We start from the raw sequence: 20,971 nt of genomic DNA on the forward strand, positions 1-20,971 counted from the left end.
CTTCTAGGAGGAATTGTAATGGAAGTAAAGGATATCATTGACTTAAAAACCGTTAAAACGAATATGAATGTAAATACAAAAGAGGAAGCGTTAAAAGAATTAGCCAATCTTTTGCTTGAAAATGGCAATATTTCAGATGAAAAAGGCTTTATAAAAGATATCTATGATAGAGAGGCGGAAGGCCAAACGGGCATCGGAAACTATCTAGCCATTCCACATGGCAAAAGTGCGTATGTAAAAAAAATAGGCGTGGCCATCGGTATTAACAGTACAGAAATTCCTTGGGAATCTTTAGATGATAATGGCGTAAAAGGAATCATTCTTTTTGCTGTGGGTAATGATCATAAAGAAACAACTAGCCATCTTAAACTATTATCATTGTTTGCTAGAAAACTCGGAAATGATGAAGTAGTGAGAGAATTCCTTCAATCAAAATCGCCAGAGGATGTAGTGAAGGCATTCTCTTAATGAAATTACTAAGACAGCATATTGTGGATATTTTCTACAGAAGAATTCATAACAGCAATTTTTTTAAATAGAAAATAAAATAAAAGAACAATGTTTAGGAGGATAAAAATGAAAAAACTAAAAGAGTTAAATCTTAAAGGTCATTTATTAACAGCAATCTCATATTTAATTCCAATTGTCTGTGGTGCTGGCTTTTTAATTGCAATTGGTATGGGGTTTGGTGGTTCAAGTCAAGGAACCTTGGTACCAGGTGAATTTTCGCTTTGGGATGCTTTAGCTACTATGGGTGGTGCTGGCTTAGGCTTACTTCCGGTTGTTATATCTACTGGCATTTCCTTTTCAATCGCCGGTAAACCTGGAATTGCTCCAGGCTTTATTATTGGTTTAACTGCGAATGCAGTTGGTGCCGGCTTTATTGGTGGTATCTTAGGTGGTTACTTGGCAGGATATCTTGTATTAGCTATTTTGAAATATGTGAAATTACCCAATTGGGCGAAAGGGTTAATGCCAACATTAATTATTCCATTTTTAACCTCAATTACTGGTGGATTAATCATGATATATATTATCGGGACCCCAATAACGGCATTTACTTCATTATTAACGAACTTTTTAGATAGCTTAGGTAACTCGTCATTATTAATTTTTGGTGGTGTAATTGGTTTATTAAGTGGTATAGACTATGGCGGACCCATTAACAAAACTGTTTTTGCCTTTGTTTTGACAATGCAAGCGGAAGGACTTAATGGACCAATTACAGCATTGCAATTAGTAAATACAGCAACGCCAATAGGCTTTGGATTAGCTTTCTTCTTTGCTAAATTATTTAGAAAAAATATTTATACAAAACTAGAAGTTGAAACGTTAAAGTCTGCCGTACCAATGGGCGTGATTAACATTGTTGAAGGTGTTATTCCTTTAGTTATGAATGATATTGTCCGAGGAGTCATTGCTACAGCGATTGGTGGCTTCGTGGGTGGCGCAACAACAATGATCTTAGGGGCAGATGCGACAGTTCCATTTGGCGGTGTTTTAATGATTCCAACAATGAGTAAACCGCTGGCTGGCATTATTGCGATTGTTGTAAACGCTGTGGTTACCGGTTTAGTTTTAGCTATTATTAAGAAAGATGTAACTGAGAAAGATATGGAAGCTTTAGTAGAAAAAGAAGAAGAGGAGATAAACTTGGAAGACATTCAGATTTTCTAAAAAAAAAAATGAAAAAGCGCAACAAAATTAATGCAATTTATATTGCCTGTCAGAGATGTGTCAACGTCTGAATATAACGAGTTAGAAAAATTTTCAAAAACATCAACCAAATAATCAGATAGAAAGAGTTGAAAATTAGAATGAACAAAGTTGAATTTTCTCCGTCACTAATGACGATGGATTTGGACAAGTTTAAACAGCAAATCACCTTTTTGAATGATCATGTTGCTTCGTATCACATAGACATTATGGATGGTCACTATGTGCCAAATATCACGCTATCTCCGTGGTTTATTGAGGAGTTAAGAAAAATTTCGAAGCTCCCAGTATCTGCCCATTTAATGGTTACGAATCCAAGCTTTTGGGTACAACAACTAGTAGATATCAAATGTGAATGGATTTGTATGCATGCAGAGGTTTTAGATGGTCTAGCATTTCGCCTAATTGACCAAATTCACAATGCTAATCTTAAAGCAGGGATCGTCCTTAATCCCGAAACGCCTATTGAATCAATCTTTCCATATATTGAATTGTTGGATAAAATCACAATCATGACCGTTGATCCAGGCTTTGCTGGCCAACGATTTATTGAAGGAACACTTGATAAAATTGTTGCTCTTCGTAATTTACGTGAAGAAAAAAGTTATCGTTATGTAATTGAAATGGATGGCTCATCGAATAGAAATTCATTTAAGCGAATTGATGCTGCAGGACCTGATATTTATATTGTTGGTAGAAGCGGATTATTTGGATTAGATGAAGATATTGAAAAAGCTTGGAAAATGATGAGTAGAGACTATAAAGAAATGACTGGGAAAAAAATTCCATAAAACATTTGACTGTTTGTTAAAAGAATAGATAAGTTGTATAAAGTCAAGCCTAGAAAAGAATTTTGTTCATTCTTATCTGGGCTTTTTTTGATGCAATAAATAAGCGTCAATAGAACAAAATTACTTGTTATTCTATTCTAGGTGAAAACGTTCAATCTTGCGAAGTTACGGTTTGTTCACAAAAAAGTTACTTTTATTAAATAAAACTAAAGAAGTAACAAAAACTTCGCTTTTTTCAGTTATTTCAAGTAACATAGAACGTATCTTAAAAGAAAAAGTTTGGATGATTCGATGCGTAGAGTAAGAAAAATAATTTATAAAATCATGCTACTTTTGTTTGTTGGTTTAGTTGCTGGTCTTGGCTATCTTGGCTATAAAATACATCAAAATGTTGAAACGGTAATGACCTTTGAAAAACAAGTAGAAGCAGAAGTCAAAAAAAATAAAATACCTGAATACAAAACATTAGCTTTAGCGATTATCTATACAGAATCTAAAGGGAAATCTGGCGATATTATGCAGAGCAGTGAAAGTGTTTATGGACAACAAGAAGTGATTGAAACACCAGAGGAAAGTATCGCACATGGCGTCAAATTTCTCGCGGAAGCGTTAACGAAAGCAAAAGAAGCTGGCTGTGATGAATGGACAGGCGTACAAGCATATAATTATGGACTGGATTATATTCAGTTTGTTAAAGAACGCGGCGGGAAACACACGACAGAGTTAGCAGAAGAATATTCAAGAGAAGTCCTTTCACCGTTGCTAGGGAATGACCAAAATACGAAATATCGTTATTATCGTTGGCAAGCGTTAGTTTACAATGGTGGTTACCTTTATCAAAATGGTGGCAATATGTTCTATGCGGAAATTGTCAAAATGAATCGTTGGTTTATTGAAAAGTTAAATTAAAACGAGAAAAGTCTAAAGAATTCTTTCAACTTACAGGAATTTTTTAGGCTTTTCTTGCAGTTTCATGAAAATGCAAGTAAACTAGAAGGGATGTAACTGATTAATTGAAAAGGTAGGGAAAGAGCTGGATGTTGAATAAAGTCGACCTGAAAAAAGGGTTAAGTACAGAAGAAGTTGCCAAGCAGAAAGAGTTAGGCCTTCAAAATAATTATGAGGAAAATGTAGCAAAATCTACAAAAGATATTATTTTTGATAACGTCATGACGTTATTCAACTTTTTAAACTTTGCAATCGCTGTTTGTTTACTATTTGTCGGAGCGTATTCCAATCTGGCTTTCTTAGCGATTATTATTGTGAACATGTCAATCGGGATTTTCCAAGAAATTCATGCCCGTAATTTAGTTCAAAAATTATCTATTGTGGCAAAAGAAAATGTTCATGTTGTTCGAAATGGCGTACAACAAGAAATTGATACAAAAGAACTAGTTATGGAAGATATTGTTATTATCTCTGCAGGGGAACAAGTTCCTTCTGATATGGAAGTTATTGACGGTAAAGTAGAAGCGAACGAAGCGTTGTTAACAGGTGAATCAGATTTAATTGAAAAGGAAATCGGCGATACCTTGCTTTCTGGAAGTTTCATTGTTAGCGGACAAGCCTATGCCCGTGTTATCCACGTTGGTGCCGAAAACTATGCTGTGAAAATCACCCAAGAAGCCAAAATGCATAAACCAATTCAATCAGAGTTAGTTAATTCGATTCGTAAAGTCTCTAAATTTACAAGTTGGGTGATTATTCCTCTAGGGATTATTTTATTTGTTGAAGCTTTTTGGTTAAGAGATGCTGGTATCAAAACATCTGTTGTTGCTTCTGCAGCAGCTTTGTTAGGGATGTTACCAAAAGGATTAGTACTATTAATTAGTATTGCGCTGACAACAGGTGTCATTAAGTTAGCCAAAAAACGTATTCTAGTACAAGATATGTACTCAATTGAAACATTGGCCCATGTGGACACTTTGTGTTTAGATAAAACTGGAACGATTACAGAAGGTAAAATGAAAGTGCAAAAGGCGATTATCTTGCATGACAAATATGAAGAACTTTTCCCGCAGATTATCGGAAGCTACCTATCTGAAAGTACGGATAATAATATTACAATGCAAGCAATTCGTGATCATTATGAAGTATCCAATCGATTTGGCGCAAAAGAAGTCTTGGCTTTTTCTTCTGAACGAAAATGGGGGGCTATTGAATTTCCAGAAATTGGGACAGTTTATTTAGGGGCTCCTGAGCGTTTGGTAGACGATAGTCGGTTGCCAGAAGCTGTTTTTACAGCACAAGAGAATGGGTATCGCGTCTTGATGTTAGCCATTGCGGAACAACAACCGTTAAACGAAACCAAAATGCCTTATTTAGAGCCATTAGCAATTCTAGAAATTGACGATCCAATTCGCCAAAATGCCAAAGAAACACTGGCTTATCTAAAAGAAGAAGGAATCGACTTAAAAGTAATTTCTGGTGATAATCCGGTAACTGTTTCAAATATTGCTCGTCGTGCTGGGCTACCCGGTTATGAGTCTTATATTGATTTGTCGACCAAAACGACAGAAGCAGAAGTGCGTGAAGCAGTTCAGCAATACACAGTGTTCGGACGTGTATCGCCTCAGCAAAAACGAACCATTGTGCGTGAGTTGAAAGACACAGAGCATGTGGTGGCGATGACCGGCGATGGCGTTAACGATGTTTTAGCGTTGCGAGAAGCGGATTGTAGTATCGCCATGGCAGAAGGAGATGGCGCTACTCGGCAAATTTCTAATCTAGTTTTGCTAGATTCTGATTTTACAACGTTACCAGATGTCTTGTTTGAAGGACGACGTGTGGTAAATAATGTAACCCGAGTTTCCAGCGTTTTCTTCATTAAAACGATTTATTCGTTTATTCTCTCAATCATTTGTGCCTTAACGGCCATTGCGTTCCCGTTCATTCCGATTCAAGTGACCTTGATTGATTTAGCAATTGAAGGGTATCCAGCCTTCTTCTTATCTTTCGAAGGGGACAAACGAAAAGTTGTCGGGAAGTTTTTACCAACGGCTTTGAAAAATGCGTCTGTTAATGCGCTTTTAGTTGTAGCGAATATCATTGCTGTTTATCTGATTGGACAAAATCAAGGATTTTCTTCTTTAGACACCACGACGTTAATGTATTATTTATTAGTTGGAATTAGTTGTATGGCTGTTGTTCGAGCATGTCTGCCTTTAAATCCATTACGCATTTTCTTGGTTTTCAGTACCATTATTGGTATTTATGTAGCAGCTATGTTATTCCACAACATTTTAGAAATTGGTTTCTTAACTTCGCAAACAATGGGTCTCTTCTTTATTATGATGGCCATTAATATTGTGGTGCGTGTAGCAATTGGTTTCGTACAAATGAAACGTGCTGGAAAAACAATTAAAGATTTATAAAAAACAGAGGTTGAGCTAAAAGTATTCGTCTCCAGAAATGCAGTTCTTCTTTAAATCTTGAAGGAAGTCGGAGCAAGCTTGATGTTTAACTGATTATTTTAAGAGTTAGTGTCTGGGGCAGGAGTCAGGATGACTTTTGTCCTAGATACTTTCTTTTTTTGTTGAGTTGAAACAAGATACTTGAAAAACAGAGATTATGTGATACAATAAATCATGTGTAAATGTGTCCATTGGAATTCGCACTGAAATGACAGTGCGTTTTTTAAACGGTCAATCACATGAGTTAGCACAATGCTATTCTTAGGAGGTGAGGACAATGGCACAACGCATTCCTCAGGAAGTCATTGAGGAAGTTCGTCACCGAACGAATATAGTAGATATTATTGGGCAGTATGTCCAGTTAAAAAAATCCGGTAAAAATTATATGGGTTTATGTCCGTTTCACGAAGAACGTTCCCCTTCATTTTCAGTAGCAGAAGACAAACAAATTTTTCACTGTTTTGGCTGCGGGAAAGGTGGAACTGTTTTTAATTTCTTGCAAGAAATTGAAGGCATTAGTTTTCCAGAATCCGTGAAACGTGTTGCAGATTTGGAACATTTATCTGTGGACTTTGATTGGTCAGAGCCGCGTGAAGTAGCGGATACCCCAGAAAACCAACAAAGACGGAGTTTGTTACAACTGCATAGTAAAGCCGCAGAACTTTACCATCATATTTTAGTGAATACTAAAATTGGCGAACCCGCATTAAACTATTTATTAGAGCGGGGGTTAACACAAGAACTAATTGAGACCTTTCAAATTGGATTTGCGCCGCAAAAACGTGATTTCTTAAGTCAAGTTTTTAAAAATGAACAACTGGATGAAGCGCTTTTTGAGCCTTCGGGGCTGTTTGTCCAAAGAGATAACGGTACGTTTTTGGATCGTTTCTATCAACGAATCATGTTTCCAATTAATGATCCCCAAGGCAATGTCATCGCCTTTTCTGGTCGCTTGTTAAAAACAGCTGATTTTCCAGGGGATGAGATGCCTAAATACTTGAATAGTCCTGAAACAACACTTTTTAATAAGCGAGAAACGCTGTTTAACTTTGATAAAGCCAGAAAAGAAATTCGTAAAGAAAATACAGTCTTGCTTTTTGAAGGATTCATGGATGTTATCGCTGCTTGGCAATCAGGCGTAAAAAGCGGGGTGGCTTCAATGGGGACTAGTTTGACCAATGAACAAATTCGGCGTTTGGAACGGGTCGCTAAGGAAGTAGTTATTTGTTACGATGGCGATAATGCCGGTGTTCAAGCCACAAACCGTGCGATTCAATTATTGCAAGAAAACAGTCATTTTGACTTGAGTATTGTCAGCATCCCTGAAAAGCTGGATCCTGATGAATATGTGCGGAAATATGGCGCAGAAGCTTTTCAAAATTTAGCCAATCATGGCCGAGAAACAGTTTTTAGTTTTAAAATGAATTATCATCGGTTAACTAGAAACATGAATAACGAAAAAGAACAATTGGATTATGTGAACGAATTGTTACGGGAGTTAACCAATGTTCAATCTCCCTTGGAACGTGATCGTTATTTAAACCAAATTGCTCAGGAATTTCAACTTTCTGTTCATAGTTTAGAAGAACAATTCAATCAATTGAAGCAAGAGCAACGTTCAGTCCAACGGCAAGAAAGGCAACAATTTTATCAAGATGAAATGATGCCACCACCAATGGAAGAACCTGTTTTTGAAGAGAATCACGTCCAGAACAAGTTACCGTTAACCCAAGTTCAAAAAGCAGAACGTTCTTTATTATTTCGTTTAATGAATGAACAAGGAGTACGGCAAACCATTCAACAATTGCCAGATTTTTCGTTCGCTCATGATGAATACCAAGAATTATATTTCTTGCTAGAAAGTTATGCGACACTGCATCAAAGTTTTGACATTGCCGATTTTATTAATTTCTTGCAAGATAATCAAACCAAACAATTAGCAATTGAAATTGCGTATCAGAATTTATCGGAAGAAAGCTCTGAGCGAGAAGTTGCCGATTTATTACATGTAATTGCCTTATCAAGTATTGCAGAGGCAATTGAGCAGAAAAAGATTCAACAGCAAGAAGCAAAACGAGTGGGCAACCAACAGCTTGAAGCCGAATTAACAATGGAGATTATCCAATTGGCTCGACAGCTTAAAGCTCAACGAACATTTACTTAAGCAATAAATGAATAGAACTAAGCGTTTTGTTCATTTTATTTTGATAAGTCCCAGTGATTTATCAGTTATTTCAAGCGTGAACCGAAAAATGAAGGGGGCCTTCTTTCATGGAAAAAGAAACAAGTAAAAAATATGAAGCTGCAGTGGCAGCATTTATCAAAGAAAACAAGCCTAAAGGAACAGTGGTTTATGATGATTTAGCGAATCAATTAGCCACACCGTATACTTTGGATGCAGAAGCTATGGAAAAATTGATCCAAAAAGTTGAAGATGCTGGTATCAGCGTGGTCGATGAAAATGGAGACCCAAGTGAACATAGCTTGAAAAAAGATGAAAAAGAAGCGGAAAAGGCCCAAGCAGAAGACTTATCTGCGCCAACAGGTGTTAAAATTAATGATCCCGTGCGTATGTACCTAAAAGAAATTGGGCGCGTTCAATTGTTAACTGCCGCAGAAGAAGTTGAATTGGCACTTAAAATTGAAGAAGGCGATCAAGAAGCAAAACAACGTTTAGCAGAAGCTAACTTACGTTTGGTTGTTTCAATTGCTAAACGATATGTAGGTCGTGGTATGCAATTCTTGGATTTAATTCAAGAAGGTAATATGGGCTTAATGAAAGCTGTTGAAAAATTTGACTACCGTAAAGGGTTCAAATTCTCTACGTATGCTACTTGGTGGATTCGTCAAGCGATTACGCGGGCAATTGCGGACCAAGCTAGAACGATTCGAATTCCTGTTCACATGGTTGAAACAATCAATAAATTGATTCGGATTCAACGCCAACTATTGCAAGATTTAGGTAGAGAACCAACGCCAGAAGAAATTGGTGCGGAAATGGATTTACCAACAGAAAAAGTTCGTGAAATCCTAAAAATCGCACAAGAGCCAGTCTCTTTAGAAACACCAATTGGTGAAGAAGATGATTCACATTTAGGTGATTTCATTGAAGACCAAGATGCTACCAGTCCTGCTGAACATGCAGCTTACGAATTGTTAAAAGAACAACTAGAAGATGTTCTGGATACTTTAACAGACCGTGAGGAAAATGTTTTACGTTTACGTTTTGGTTTAGATGATGGTCGGACACGTACGCTAGAAGAAGTCGGAAAAGTTTTCGGTGTCACTCGCGAACGTATTCGTCAAATTGAAGCAAAAGCGTTAAGAAAACTAAGACATCCTTCTCGTTCAAAACAATTAAAAGACTTTTTAGAATAAACATACCGTTTAGCGGCTCTTTTCGTGCATGCGAGAAGAGCCGCTTTTGTTTTTTAAAAAGTCTCTAAATGTCATTGCTAGTTATTGGAAGAAGGCGCAAGTTGTGGTAAATTAGAAGTAATGGAATATTAGCAGAATGTGAGGCGGAAGAATGACAAAGAAATGTCCGAAGTGCGGGAACGAATTCGATGCAGAATTAACGACCTGCCCAACATGTGGCTATTCACTAACTGACACAACAGTTGATAAAGAAGAAGCGGAAACGACTTCAACAAATATAGATTTTGAAACACAGGAAAATGAACAACACGAAGATCAATTAAATGAAAATATTGAGTGGTCTGAGTTAAAAGATATGAGCTTAGGCCATGTGATGGAACTGTTTGGCGAATCACCAGAAGAAGAAAGTAATGATGACAAAAAAGAAGAGTCAACAGAAGATAACTTAATAGTCTCTGATTCAGAGGATGTTTCTGGTCTAGAAACATCGCTTCAAGAAGGGGCTAGTGAGGAGACTCATGATTTGGTGGAGGAGTCGACACCAGCGACAGAAGAGACGCCTACTCATTCAACAGAAGAAGAACTAGCAACGGACGAAGCAGTTAATTTAGAAGAAACAACGGAAGAAACAACTACTGTTGAAGCAGAAACAGCTGAGGTATCTGAGACGGTGAAGTCAGAAGAGGAAGCTTTAACAGAGATTTCAGGAACTGAAGTTATCTCTACTGCTTCTGAAGAAGAAATTTTTTCACAACCACCGATAGAAGATCAAGATGTAACACCAAACGAAACTTTGCAAGCTTATATTCAAGCGCATCGAGCAGATACAGAAATGTCTGAAAATCCATCAGAAGAAACAGCAGAGACCCAAGAGTTAGAAACCAGCGGTGAGGCAGTATTAACCCAAGCCGAAACACCAACTGAATCCATTTCAGATTCTGAAGAAGGGTTAACAAGTGCAGCGTCGCTAGAGGCACCGAGCGACGCTGATACAACCGAGGAAAAAGTTTCAGATTCAGGTGTGATACCACCGATGAATGAAACTGGGAATGCTCAACCAGCGCCTGCTCCGAAGAAACCATCAAAAAAAGTGGCTTTCGTTGCGCTTGCGGTTGTTTTATTAGCTGGAGGTAGTGCTTGGGCGTATCATGATCAAACGCAAAAAGCTGCCGCGCAAGAGGCGGCGGCACTAACCAAGAAAACAGATACGCTGAAAGATGAACTAGCAGCCTTTTATACCACGAAGGAGCAAGTTTTTATTAAACCCGATATGGTGACTGTTAGTCCAGAAAAACTCTCAAAACAAGTCGCGGAAATTAAAGATTCAGAAGAGTATTCTCAATTAAATAAACAAATTCAAACATTGAAAGAGAAGCAACAAACCATTCAACAAATCAACCAATTATTTGAGGCGCCGATTGTCAATGGCAATGAGTTGAAACCGGCGATTCTAGCTGCTGATCAACCAATTTCCGTAAAGAAATTAACAGGAAATGATCCATTTGAACAATTGATGAACCAAGCAATCGATCAAGCGAACCAACAATACAACCAATTACAAAAAGCTAAAAAAGCGGTTGAGGTCATTTATAAAGATGGAAAAACTACCAATCAGCTGAATCGAGACACGTATCAAGCTGCTAAGGCAGAAGTAGATAAAGTAACAAGTGATAAGCTGAAAAAAGAATTGGTCAAACAAGTCACGACAGCTGACCAAGCGTTAACCAAGGTTGAAGAAGAACAGAAAAGAATTGCAGAAGAACAAGCTGCCGCAGAGCAAGCAAAACAAGCAGAAGAACAAGCGAAACAAGCTGCTGCTGCGAAAAAAGAGAATGCTAAGAAGGAAGAAACAGCAAAAACTGAAGCGAATGGCTACACGGCACCGAATAGTGACGGGGTTTACACTAGTCCGCTTTATGCACCAGATCCTGCCGATATCGCTGATAGTAGCAATCCAGCGTGGACATGGGCACCAGGTGTGAAAGAAAAAGTCTTAGACACAGTGATTGCTCGTGGCTATGTGGTTCCTGGCGGATATTCTTTAGAACCTGCCAAAATTGTGAATGGCGAAGGTTACTACAATCTTTATGCAACAAACAATCAATCAAAATTATTAGAAGGCACTACAGAGAAAAATGTTCACATGTATTTAGTTACAATCAATGCTAAAACAGGTTGGTTCAAAGGGAACGCTTCTCGTAATGCAGGGCAATAAAAGAAAATAGAAACAATCGAACAAAAGCGGAAATCTTTTGTTCGATTGATTTTCCTTGAGGAGTTAATGATAAATGAGAGAATTACTAGCAACAACATTTACCGGCATTGTGGTCGATGAAAATGAACAATTTTATTTTGTTCAAAAAAATGGCATCACATTCCGTTTAAAAAAAGAAGAAGGTACGCATGCCATAGGGGAGGCTGTAGAAGGGTTTGGTTATTTAAATCAAAAACAAGAGCCAGCACTGACAACTACAATTCCTACTGTGCGCATTGGTAGCTATGGCTTTGGTACTGTCACAGGAACGAGACGTGATTTAGGTGTTTTTGTGGATGTTGGCTTACCAGATAAAGATGTTGTTATTTCGTTGGATGAATTACCAACCATGCGGGAACTTTGGCCTAAAAAAGAAGACCGAGTAATGGTTACTTTAAAAGTGGACAGTAAAGACCGCATTTGGGGCGAATTAGCAGATGAAAAAGTCTTTAAAGCCATGGCAAAACGCGGGAATGCTGAAATGCAAAACCAAAACTTAACTGGGCATGTGTATCGTCTGAAACTTGCAGGAACGTATATTTTAACTGATGATTTATACATTGGATTTATCCATCCTTCTGAACGATTCCAGGAACCACGTTTAGGTGAAAAAGTAGTGGGACGTGTGATTGGCGTGCGGCCGGACGGCGTATTGAATCTTTCATTAAAACCAAGAAGTCATGAAGTAATCAGCGATGATGCATTAATGATTCTAACTTTCTTAGAAAGAGCAAACGATCACCAAATTCCTTTCACCGATAAATCAAGCCCTGATGAAATTAAACAAACCTTTGGCATTAGTAAAGCTCAATTTAAACGCGCTTTAGGTCATTTAATGAAACAAAAATTAATTAAACAAGAAGATGGTAAAACAATTCTAATTGGCTCGTTGGAACAATCAAAAGATAAAAATTAAGGTAGCTAATTGAGAATATCTTGCAAATTACAGTTATTTCTTTTATAATTATTTTAATTTGATTGATAAATTAAGTTTCTTAATTTGTAATCATTCTAAACAAGGAGCTGTAATAATGGATTCGACTGCTGCTTTAAAAAAGACAAAAAAACAATTACATGAATCAGGCTTTAAATTAACACCACAACGGGAAGCAACCGTACTTGTATTATTGGAAAATGAAAAAGATCATTTATCAGCAGAAGAAATTTACTTCTTGGTAAAACAAAAAAGTCCGGAAATTGGTCTAGCAACAGTCTATCGAACGCTAGAAATTTTAACAGACTTAAAAGTCGTTGATAAAGTGAGCTTTAACGATGGTTTAGCTCGCTATGATTTAAGAAAAGAAGGCGCCAAACACTTTCACCACCATTTGTTATGCTTAGAATGTGGCACAATTGAGGAAGTGGAAGAAGACTTGCTTGGTGAAGTAGAGCAAATTGTTGAAAGTCGGTATCATTTTTTAGTCAAAGATCATCGCCTAACTTTTCATGGTATTTGTCAAAGTTGTCAAAGTAAACATTAAAAAAACTGCCTTGCATTAATTTATGCAAGGCAGTTTTTTATTCATTGGCATTATAAATTAGCGAATTTTTCCAATAAGCGAATCATTTGGCAAGTAAAACCATATTCATTGTCATACCAAGCCACAGTTTTCACTAATTGGAAATCGCCAGCTGTCGTTACTTCTGTTTGCGTTGGGTCAAAAATCGAACCTTCTGTCGTGCCGATTATGTCTCCAGAAACAATTTCACGATCATCATAACCGAAAGAAGGGTTATCGATGGTGTGTTTTTTCATTGCTTCATTTACTTGATCAGCTGTTACTTTTGTTTTTAAAATGCTAACTAATTCTGTTAAGGATCCATCCACAACGGGAACACGTTGGGCATGGCCTTGTAATTTTCCATTAAGTTCTGGAATAACTAAGCCAATTGCTTTAGCAGCACCAGTTGAATGGGGAATAGTATTGTCTGCAGCAGAGCGTGCCGCACGAAGATTTCCGCCACGAACAGGGCCATCTAATAGCATTTGTGTTGATGTGTAGGCATGGACAGTTGTCATGGTACCAACTTCAATACCGAATTCATTATTTAAGAAGTAAGCCATCGGTGCTAGACAGTTTGTCGTACATGAACCGGCAGAAATGATTTTATCGTTGGCATCAAGTGTATCATCATTGACGTTATAAACGATTGTTTTCATTGCGCCTGCAGGAGCAGAGATAACCACACGTTTCACACCTGCATCTAAATGAGCTTGTGCTTTTTCTTCAGAGGTATAAAAACCTGTACATTCAAGGACAATGTCTACTCCGTTTTCTTTAACCCAAGGGATTTTACTTGCATCTGGTTCTGCGTAGACACGGGTTTCTTCGCCGTCCACAACAATGCCATTTTCAGTGGCTGTCACGGTGCCAGGATAGGTGCCATGCGTAGAGTCAAATTGTAATAAGTGAGCCAACATTGTTGGGCTAGTCAAATCATTGATAGCCACAACTTCAATATCATCAGAAACTTCTTTTATTCGGCGAAAGGCTAAACGACCAATTCTTCCAAAACCGTTAATTCCTACTTTGACTGTCATAACAAAAATTCCTCCTTTAGATGTTTGTGTTTCTTTGGACCCTTGCTGAAAAAGTGATTTTCTTCAACTATCTATAGTATGAACCTCTAAAATTTTTTTGTCAAAAGACTGATAGCGAAGCGACAAAAAGAAAGCGAAAGATTCATGAGAAATTTTGCTTTTTCCAACGATAACTAACTAGAATTGCTAGACAAACGGTTGTTTTCCCGATACAATAATAAAGACTTTCGAATCACGCTTTTTGAGGTGATTAAAGATAGTAGAAGTAGAATAGGAGGACAAATTATATGTCCATGTTTTTAGATCAAGTGACGATTGATGTCAAAGCTGGTAAAGGCGGCGACGGAATGGTTGCTTTCCGTAGAGAAAAATATGTACCAGACGGGGGTCCCGCTGGTGGTGATGGCGGTCGCGGTGGCGACGTTGTTTTAGTTGTTGAAGAAGGATTACGCACATTAATGGATTTCCGGTTTAATCGTCATTTTAAGGCGACACCTGGAGAAAATGGTATGAGTAAAGGAATGCACGGTCGTGGGTCAGAAGATTTACTTGTCAAAGTTCCACCAGGTACAACAGTTCGTGATGCAGAAACTGGAGCTTTAATTGGGGATTTAATTGAGAATGGTCAGACCTTAGTAGTAGCAAAAGGCGGACGCGGTGGTCGCGGGAATATTCGCTTTGCTTCCCCGAGAAACCCTGCACCAGAAATTGCCGAAAACGGCGAACCGGGTCAAGAACGTAAAATCGAATTAGAATTAAAAGTCTTAGCAGATGTTGGTTTAGTTGGGTTTCCTTCTGTAGGGAAATCAACGTTACTCTCTGTTATCTCGTCCGCTCGTCCGAAAATTGGTGCCTATCATTTTACGACGTTAGTTCCAAACTTAGGGATGGTGACTACTAGTGACGGTCGAAGCTTCGCTGCAGCAGATTTGCCAGGCTTAATTGAAGGAGCTTCTCAAGGTGTCGGCTTAGGAACACAGTTCTTACGCCACATTGAACGGACGCGTGTTATTTTACATGTCATTGATATGAGTGGCATGGAAGGACGCGATCCTTATGAAGATTATTTGGCAATCAATAAAGAATTGGCTTCACACAATTTACGTTTGATGGAGCGACCTCAAATTATTGTTGCCAATAAAATGGACATGCCTGAAGCAGAAGAGAATTTAGCGAAATTTAAAGAGCAACTTGCGAAGGAACGCACCGATGAGTACGCCGATGAGCTACCTATTTTCCCAATCTCTGGGGTTACTCGTAAAGGTATTGAACCTTTATTAAATGCAACAGCTGACTTGTTGGAAGTAACGCCTGAATTCCCATTATATGAAGATGAAGTAGTAGAGGAAGAAACCGTTCGTTATGGCTTCCAACCAGAAGGTCCAGAATTTACGATTGATCGTGAACCAGATGCTTCATGGGTTTTATCTGGTGAAAAATTAGAAAAATTATTTGAAATGACGAATTTCGATCATGATGAAACAGTAATGCGTTTTGCACGTCAATTACGTGGTATGGGTGTCGATGAGGCATTACGAGCACGTGGTGCGAAAGATGGCGACATTGTTCGGATTGGTAATTTTGAATTTGAATTTGTCGAATAAGCATAAAACCAGTTCACTGAGTGAACTGGTTTTTTATTTTAAAATTAGTATTAAATCAGCGAATAGATTGAAATAATATTTTTAATAGCTTATAATTTTAAATGTAACAAAATAACAAACGAAAGGAGCGAAATTGAAATGGAAAACAATCAAGCAATGGTTCCTAAGTTTTCAGTTAAAAGTGCCGGTTTTCTTTTTAGTATGGGGCTCTTATGTGGTGTCCTGTTGCCGAGTGTTTTATTATGGACTTTCAATCTGCCGTTTAATATTGGTGCCATGATTTTTTTGCCTGTTGGGATTGCTTTTGCGTTAGCGTATAGTCATTATTTTATTGAAACGAAAACAGGTTTTTGTAAGCGTTTTATTTGGTTGTTTTTAATTTCTCTTATTTTATTAGAGCTTATCTCTTATTTATGGCTGATTAAAGGAGTTATTTTTTAAGAGAAAAACAGAGGAGAGTGTTATTTATGTTAGATAAACTGACTGTTTGGATTGAAAATCATCTAGCTGGACCAATGGCTAAAATTGCCAATCAGCGCCATTTACGTGCGGTGCGGGATGGGATTATTGCGACATTACCTTTAATTATTGTCGGTTCTTTTTTTCTAATTATTGCGTTTCCGCCGTTACCAGAATCTTGGGGCATTACTCAATTTTTAACAAGTAATGCTGCTACAATTTTACTGCCTTACCGAATGACAATGTACATTATGGCGTTATATGCGACTTTTGGCATTGGCGCTAGTTTAGCGAAATCATATAATCTTGATCAAGTCTCTGGAGGGATTTTGGCTACGATTGCTTTTTTATTAACATTAGTACCTGTGGCGATTCCTGAAGAAGCCAGTAAAGCAGCTGGCGTTTCTGGGTTTGTTTTACCAATGGCTAATTTGGGTGGTGCAGGGATGTTTGTCGGGATTGTGACGTCAATTATTGCTGTCGAAATCTATCGAGTGACAGATAAGTCTAAGTTCAAAATTACAATGCCTGATAACGTTCCACCTGCTGTTGCTCGTTCATTTGAATCGTTGACTCCGACGTTAATTGTCATGTTATTGATTGGTTCAATCACTTATTATTTAGGCTTTGATTGGCACACATTTGTAGGGAACTTAGTAGGACCACTAGTTCAAGCAGCGGACTCTTTATTGAGTGTCTTGTTGTTAGTCTTTTTAACCACATTTTTCTGGTTCTTTGGGATTCACGGCGCTTCAATCGTAGGATCGTTGGCGCGTCCTCTATGGCTACAATTATTAGAGGAAAACACGACTGCTAAAGCAGCTGGCGAAGCATTACCTCGGATTGCGGCAGAACCTTTTTACCAATGGTTTATTTGGATTGGTGGTGCTGGAGCCACAATTGGTTTAGCTATATTATTAGCCTTCCGGGCAAAATCTGAATATGGTTCAAAACTAGGAAAAGCTATTTTAGCACCGTCTATTTTTAATATTAATGAGCCAGTTATTTTCGGTGTACCGATTGTCTTAAATCCTATTTTAATGATTCCTTTTATCTTTGCACCAATGGTTTTAGCAACGATTGCTTGGTTTGCCACAAAATTAGGTTTAGTAAGTGAAGTTGTCTTTACCGCTCCTTGGACCTTACCAGGGCCAATTGGCGCCTTTATGGCGACAGGTGGCGATTGGCGTGCTGCTGTTTTGAATATTGTTTTAATTCTAGTGGCCATCTTGATTTACTATCCGTTCTTTGTGGCTTATGATAAAAATGAGCTTGCCAAAGAACAAGGCAAACAAATAGAAGAATAAAGAGTGCAGCCGTTTAGTGTCCAGAACAAAAGGTGATGACCTTTTGTTCTGGACACTATTTGTTTATAGGTGATGAAAATTCTCAATTTTTTTGAAATGTATAGAAAATTTTGAGAAAAGAAACGCATAAAAAAGTGTAAAATATTATATATATAATGAAAATGGTTTTCTTTTGTGTGAACATAATAAAGTTATTGTTAACTAAAAGAGAAAAGGGGTATGAAAATGGTTAGAACGAAGGTATATACAAAGGAAAAAATCTTAAACGTAGCTGAAAAAATTTTAGTAGATAAAGGTTTTTCTAATTTAACTGCTAGAAATATTGCAGATGCTATGGGGATTTCTACACAGCCAATTTATTTAGAATTTGTCAACATGGACGATTTAAAACGAACCTTAATTAAATCGTTATTTCATCGTATGCAATTATTTTACAAAGCAGATGTCGGTACCTCAGACCCAGTGATTGCATTGGGTCTGAACTTTATATTATTTGCCCAAAAACATCAAAAAATCTATACGGCGTTATTTATGAAAGCACATGGTTATGAAGAAGAATTGCAGCAAATGCTTCAAACTTTTTTTGAAGAGCGTTTATTATTGGATAAAAAATATGTACAAATGGACAAAGGAAAATTTGTCGAATTATTTCCTAAAATGGTGGTAAGCTATTTAGGTTTAGCCACAGCGGTTACAATGAAAACAATTGACTTAACTAAGAATCAAGAAATTCAATTATTAAGTCAATTATTGATAGAAGAGTAGTGTTTTGTTATTTATTCAAAATAACAAAAATACGACATAAGTCTGAGAAAAAACTGGTCGTTGCGCCCGAGGAAGGATTGTTTAAAACTTGCTATACTTTGGAAGAAGTAACAGAGAATAATTACTCGGGAGGATTTATGTGATGAAATTTATTAAATTTTTAGTGGTGACAGCAATTGTTATTGGTGGTGGTTTATTTGGGGCCAAGTTTTACGCAGAGAAGAACTCTGGCGAATTAGCTGGTGTGTTAGATCAATTAAATCCATTGGTTAAAGAAGGAAATGTGTATGTTAAAACAAAGAAAGCCGATAGCGTTAATGGCTATGGAATTGCTAGTTATACGCAAGTAGCCGCAGATGAGGAAGGCAAAACACGAGAAATAACTTTCACAGCGGACCATGAATTAAAAACAGATCATTATCTAAAAGTCTCAAATAAAGGGGCCCATATCAATACCTATGAAGAGGTCAATCAAGACCAAGTACCAGAAAAGGCATTACAAGCGATTCAAAAATAACAAAAAAGTCAGAACGTATCTTCAGCGTACGTTCTGACTTTTTGTTATTTTTTTGCTTCTTGAAGAATATTGATTTTTTCAATTTTAACATCGGTTTTTGGTTTATCGTTGGCACCAACTTCGACTTTGGCAATTTTATCGACAATATCCATTCCTTTGGTTACTTGACCGAAAACAGTATGTTTTTTATCAAGAGAAGGATAGCCGCCTTTTTTGTAAGCATCAATGATTGCTTTTGGATAATCATCATATAAAAGACCATCAGATTGATCATCTGTATTTTGGACAATAAAGAACTGACTGCCGTTAGTATTAGGTCCTGCATTCGCCATTGATAATGCGCCACGAATGTTATATAACTGGTTTGAAAATTCATCTTCAAATGGTTTATTCCAGATGCTGTTTCCGCCAGTTCCATCACCGCTAGGATCGCCACCTTGGATCATAAAGTTATTGATGACACGGTGGAAAGTCAAGCCATCATAATAGCCATCTTTGGCATGTTTCATAAAGTTCTCGACAGTTTTTGGAGCCTGTTTAGGAAATAGTTTGATTTCAATATTTCCCATTGAAGTAACCATTTGGACTAAGTCTTGATCTTCGGTAACTTTGTCATCTAGTTGTGGTAAATCTAGTGAATTTAAGTCGACCGAATCCTTTGTTTTACTTTCGCTGGATTTAGCGACAGAATCACTCGTTGCGGTCGTGCCTTTATTATTGGTTGTGTTACAGCCTGCTAAAAGCAAGGTGAATGCTGCAACTGAAGCAACAGCAAGCATTTTCTTATGTTTCATCTGTTTTCCTCTTCCTTTCACACTGACAATTAGGTTCTTTTTTATCATAACAAAAGAGAAGATAACAAACCAGTGGAATTTTTATAAGATTTCCTATAGGAAAGGTGTAGACCACTTTTGTTTTTTTTGTTACAATGTAAGCAGATACATTATTATGTTTTACAATTTAGGAGGCAATCACATGGGAAAATTAGGTATTTCAATTTATCCAGAACGTTCAACATTTGAAAAGGACAAAGCATATTTGGATTTGGCTCATAAATACGGCTTTAAGCGTGTCTTTACTAGTTTATTGCAAATCAATGATGATCGGGAAAAGGTATTAGCAGAGTTTAAAAAAGTCGTAGATTACGCCAACCAATTAGGTATGGAAGTGATGGTCGATATTAATCCTGCATTGTTCGAACAATTAGGCATCTCTTATGATGATTTATCATTTTTCCATGATATGGGCGCTTACGGCATTCGTTTAGATCTTGGTTTTACTGGGCAAGAAGAGGCGAATATGACAAGAAACCCTTATGGCATTAAAATTGAAATTAATATGAGTTCAGGGACAAGTTATGTAGATAATATTATGGCCTACTCACCAAACACAGAAAATTTACTAGGCTCACATAATTTCTATCCACATCGTTATACAGGCTTAGGCTATGAGCATTTTGTTTATTGTTCAGAAAAATTTAGAAAATATAATTTAAATACGATGGCGTTTGTGAACTCACACGATGCTACATTTGGGCCATGGCCGACACAAGATGGGTTATGTTCTTTGGAAGACCACCGCGATTTAGAAATTGCAACGCAAGTTAAGCATTTAGTTTTAACAGGATTAATCGATGATATTTCTGTCGGAAATGCTTATGCCTCAGAAGCAGAATTAGCAGCAATGGCAGAAGCCTTTCATGCACCGTATCCTTCGATCAAAGTGGATACAGAACCAGAAATCACAGAAGATGAAAGAATTGCATTGTTCGATAACTTACACAGTTATCGTGGAGATCGTTCTGATTACGTTTTGCGTTCAACAATGACACGTGTTTACTATAAAGATCGTCCTTTCCCAGCTCATACAACGAGAGATATTGTTCGAGGCGATGTCTTGATTGACAACGTTGGCTATGGACAATACAAAGGGGAAACACAAATTGCTTTAAAAGAAATGAAAAATGATGGCCGTGTAAATGTGGTTGGTCGTATTTCTGATGACGAACGTTTCTTATTAGAATTTTTGAAACCATGGTCAAGTTTTAAACTTATTGAAAATAAATAATTTTTAGTTTCCTATAAATAGATAAGTGGAGCATAGCGCAAGAGGTAATATTTTTGTGCTATGCTTTTTTTGTCGCAACAAAATTGTCTCATTGTAGTGGTAAAGAAAGATGGCTGAATCTTTGAATGGTAGTTGTCAAAAAAAGGGCGACAACTTAT

The 20,971-nt window shown here is 37.3% G+C and carries 18 protein-coding genes; 16 read left to right on the forward strand and 2 right to left on the reverse strand.

The genetic code is table 11. The features are described 5' to 3' along the window. Positions 1–18: 18 nt before the first annotated feature. The 10 genes from AB3I34_RS02300 to AB3I34_RS02345 all read left to right on the forward strand — a co-directional run bounded on the left by AB3I34_RS02300 (position 19) and on the right by AB3I34_RS02345 (position 13,033). Complete coding sequence (locus tag AB3I34_RS02300) at positions 19–468, forward strand: PTS sugar transporter subunit IIA (RefSeq protein WP_010712438.1); 450 nt, start codon at positions 19–21, stop codon at positions 466–468. Positions 469–576: 108 nt separating this feature from the next. Further along, positions 577–1,677, forward strand: a complete 1,101-nt coding sequence (locus AB3I34_RS02305; protein WP_025194433.1) for a PTS fructose transporter subunit IIC — start codon at positions 577–579, stop codon at positions 1,675–1,677. Between the two features lie 140 nt (positions 1,678–1,817). Then, positions 1,818–2,507: a D-allulose 6-phosphate 3-epimerase gene (alsE, locus tag AB3I34_RS02310; RefSeq protein ID WP_010712440.1), complete on the forward strand. Its 690-nt coding sequence runs from the start codon at positions 1,818–1,820 to the stop codon at positions 2,505–2,507. Positions 2,508–2,798: 291 nt separating this feature from the next. Beyond that, entirely contained in the window at positions 2,799–3,416 is a 618-nt protein-coding gene (locus AB3I34_RS02315) for a lysozyme family protein (RefSeq protein ID WP_010712441.1), read from the forward strand. 128 nt (positions 3,417–3,544) lie between these two features. Then, positions 3,545–5,881, forward strand: coding sequence for a cation-translocating P-type ATPase (locus tag AB3I34_RS02320; protein ID WP_085444244.1), 2,337 nt, complete (start codon positions 3,545–3,547; stop codon positions 5,879–5,881). A gap of 316 nt (positions 5,882–6,197) precedes the next feature. Next, positions 6,198–8,084 carry a DNA primase gene (dnaG, locus tag AB3I34_RS02325; protein ID WP_010712442.1) on the forward strand — a complete coding sequence of 629 codons (1,887 nt, stop codon included), beginning with the start codon at positions 6,198–6,200 and terminating at the stop codon, positions 8,082–8,084. Positions 8,085–8,191: 107 nt separating this feature from the next. Next, the gene (gene rpoD / locus AB3I34_RS02330; RefSeq protein ID WP_002360364.1) at positions 8,192–9,298 is read left to right on the forward strand and encodes an RNA polymerase sigma factor RpoD; all 1,107 of its coding nucleotides are present in this window, start codon (positions 8,192–8,194) and stop codon (positions 9,296–9,298) included. A 151-nt stretch (positions 9,299–9,449) separates the two neighbouring features. After that, positions 9,450–11,513, forward strand: coding sequence for a cell division site-positioning protein MapZ family protein (locus tag AB3I34_RS02335; protein ID WP_010712443.1), 2,064 nt, complete (start codon positions 9,450–9,452; stop codon positions 11,511–11,513). Between the two features lie 73 nt (positions 11,514–11,586). Continuing rightward, complete coding sequence (locus AB3I34_RS02340; protein WP_002377444.1) at positions 11,587–12,468, forward strand: S1 RNA-binding domain-containing protein; 882 nt, start codon at positions 11,587–11,589, stop codon at positions 12,466–12,468. A gap of 115 nt (positions 12,469–12,583) precedes the next feature. After that, positions 12,584–13,033 carry a Fur family transcriptional regulator gene (locus AB3I34_RS02345; RefSeq protein ID WP_002357640.1) on the forward strand — a complete coding sequence of 150 codons (450 nt, stop codon included), beginning with the start codon at positions 12,584–12,586 and terminating at the stop codon, positions 13,031–13,033. Between the two features lie 50 nt (positions 13,034–13,083). On the opposite strand, the gene gap is transcribed toward AB3I34_RS02345, so the two are convergent. After that, positions 13,084–14,094 (reverse strand): type I glyceraldehyde-3-phosphate dehydrogenase, encoded by a 1,011-nt coding sequence (gap, locus tag AB3I34_RS02350; protein WP_002357638.1) that lies wholly within the window; start codon positions 14,092–14,094, stop codon positions 13,084–13,086. Positions 14,095–14,381: 287 nt separating this feature from the next. Here gap and obgE point away from each other — a divergent pair, with 287 nt between their 5' ends. The 5 genes from obgE (at position 14,382) to AB3I34_RS02375 (ending at position 18,746) form a co-directional block, all read left to right on the forward strand. Further along, positions 14,382–15,698, forward strand: a complete 1,317-nt coding sequence (gene obgE, locus AB3I34_RS02355) for a GTPase ObgE (RefSeq protein ID WP_002384537.1) — start codon at positions 14,382–14,384, stop codon at positions 15,696–15,698. 138 nt (positions 15,699–15,836) lie between these two features. Further along, positions 15,837–16,139, forward strand: a complete 303-nt coding sequence (locus AB3I34_RS02360; RefSeq protein ID WP_002357636.1) for a hypothetical protein — start codon at positions 15,837–15,839, stop codon at positions 16,137–16,139. 26 nt (positions 16,140–16,165) lie between these two features. Continuing rightward, positions 16,166–17,464 carry a PTS sugar transporter subunit IIC gene (locus AB3I34_RS02365; RefSeq protein WP_002363934.1) on the forward strand — a complete coding sequence of 433 codons (1,299 nt, stop codon included), beginning with the start codon at positions 16,166–16,168 and terminating at the stop codon, positions 17,462–17,464. Positions 17,465–17,683: 219 nt separating this feature from the next. Further along, positions 17,684–18,229, forward strand: a complete 546-nt coding sequence (locus tag AB3I34_RS02370) for a TetR/AcrR family transcriptional regulator (RefSeq protein ID WP_025189374.1) — start codon at positions 17,684–17,686, stop codon at positions 18,227–18,229. 142 nt (positions 18,230–18,371) lie between these two features. Beyond that, positions 18,372–18,746: a YxeA family protein gene (locus AB3I34_RS02375; RefSeq protein WP_002357632.1), complete on the forward strand. Its 375-nt coding sequence runs from the start codon at positions 18,372–18,374 to the stop codon at positions 18,744–18,746. 44 nt (positions 18,747–18,790) lie between these two features. On the opposite strand, the gene AB3I34_RS02380 is transcribed toward AB3I34_RS02375, so the two are convergent. Further along, positions 18,791–19,540: a peptidylprolyl isomerase gene (locus AB3I34_RS02380; RefSeq protein ID WP_010712445.1), complete on the reverse strand. Its 750-nt coding sequence runs from the start codon at positions 19,538–19,540 to the stop codon at positions 18,791–18,793. 181 nt (positions 19,541–19,721) lie between these two features. Here AB3I34_RS02380 and AB3I34_RS02385 point away from each other — a divergent pair, with 181 nt between their 5' ends. Beyond that, positions 19,722–20,813 (forward strand): DUF871 domain-containing protein, encoded by a 1,092-nt coding sequence (locus tag AB3I34_RS02385; RefSeq protein WP_002360357.1) that lies wholly within the window; start codon positions 19,722–19,724, stop codon positions 20,811–20,813. Positions 20,814–20,971 lie beyond the last annotated feature (158 nt).

The sequence above is a fragment of the Enterococcus sp. C102(2024) genome, assembly GCF_040888205.1.
Classification (GTDB): Bacteria; Bacillota; Bacilli; order Lactobacillales; family Enterococcaceae; genus Enterococcus; species Enterococcus faecalis.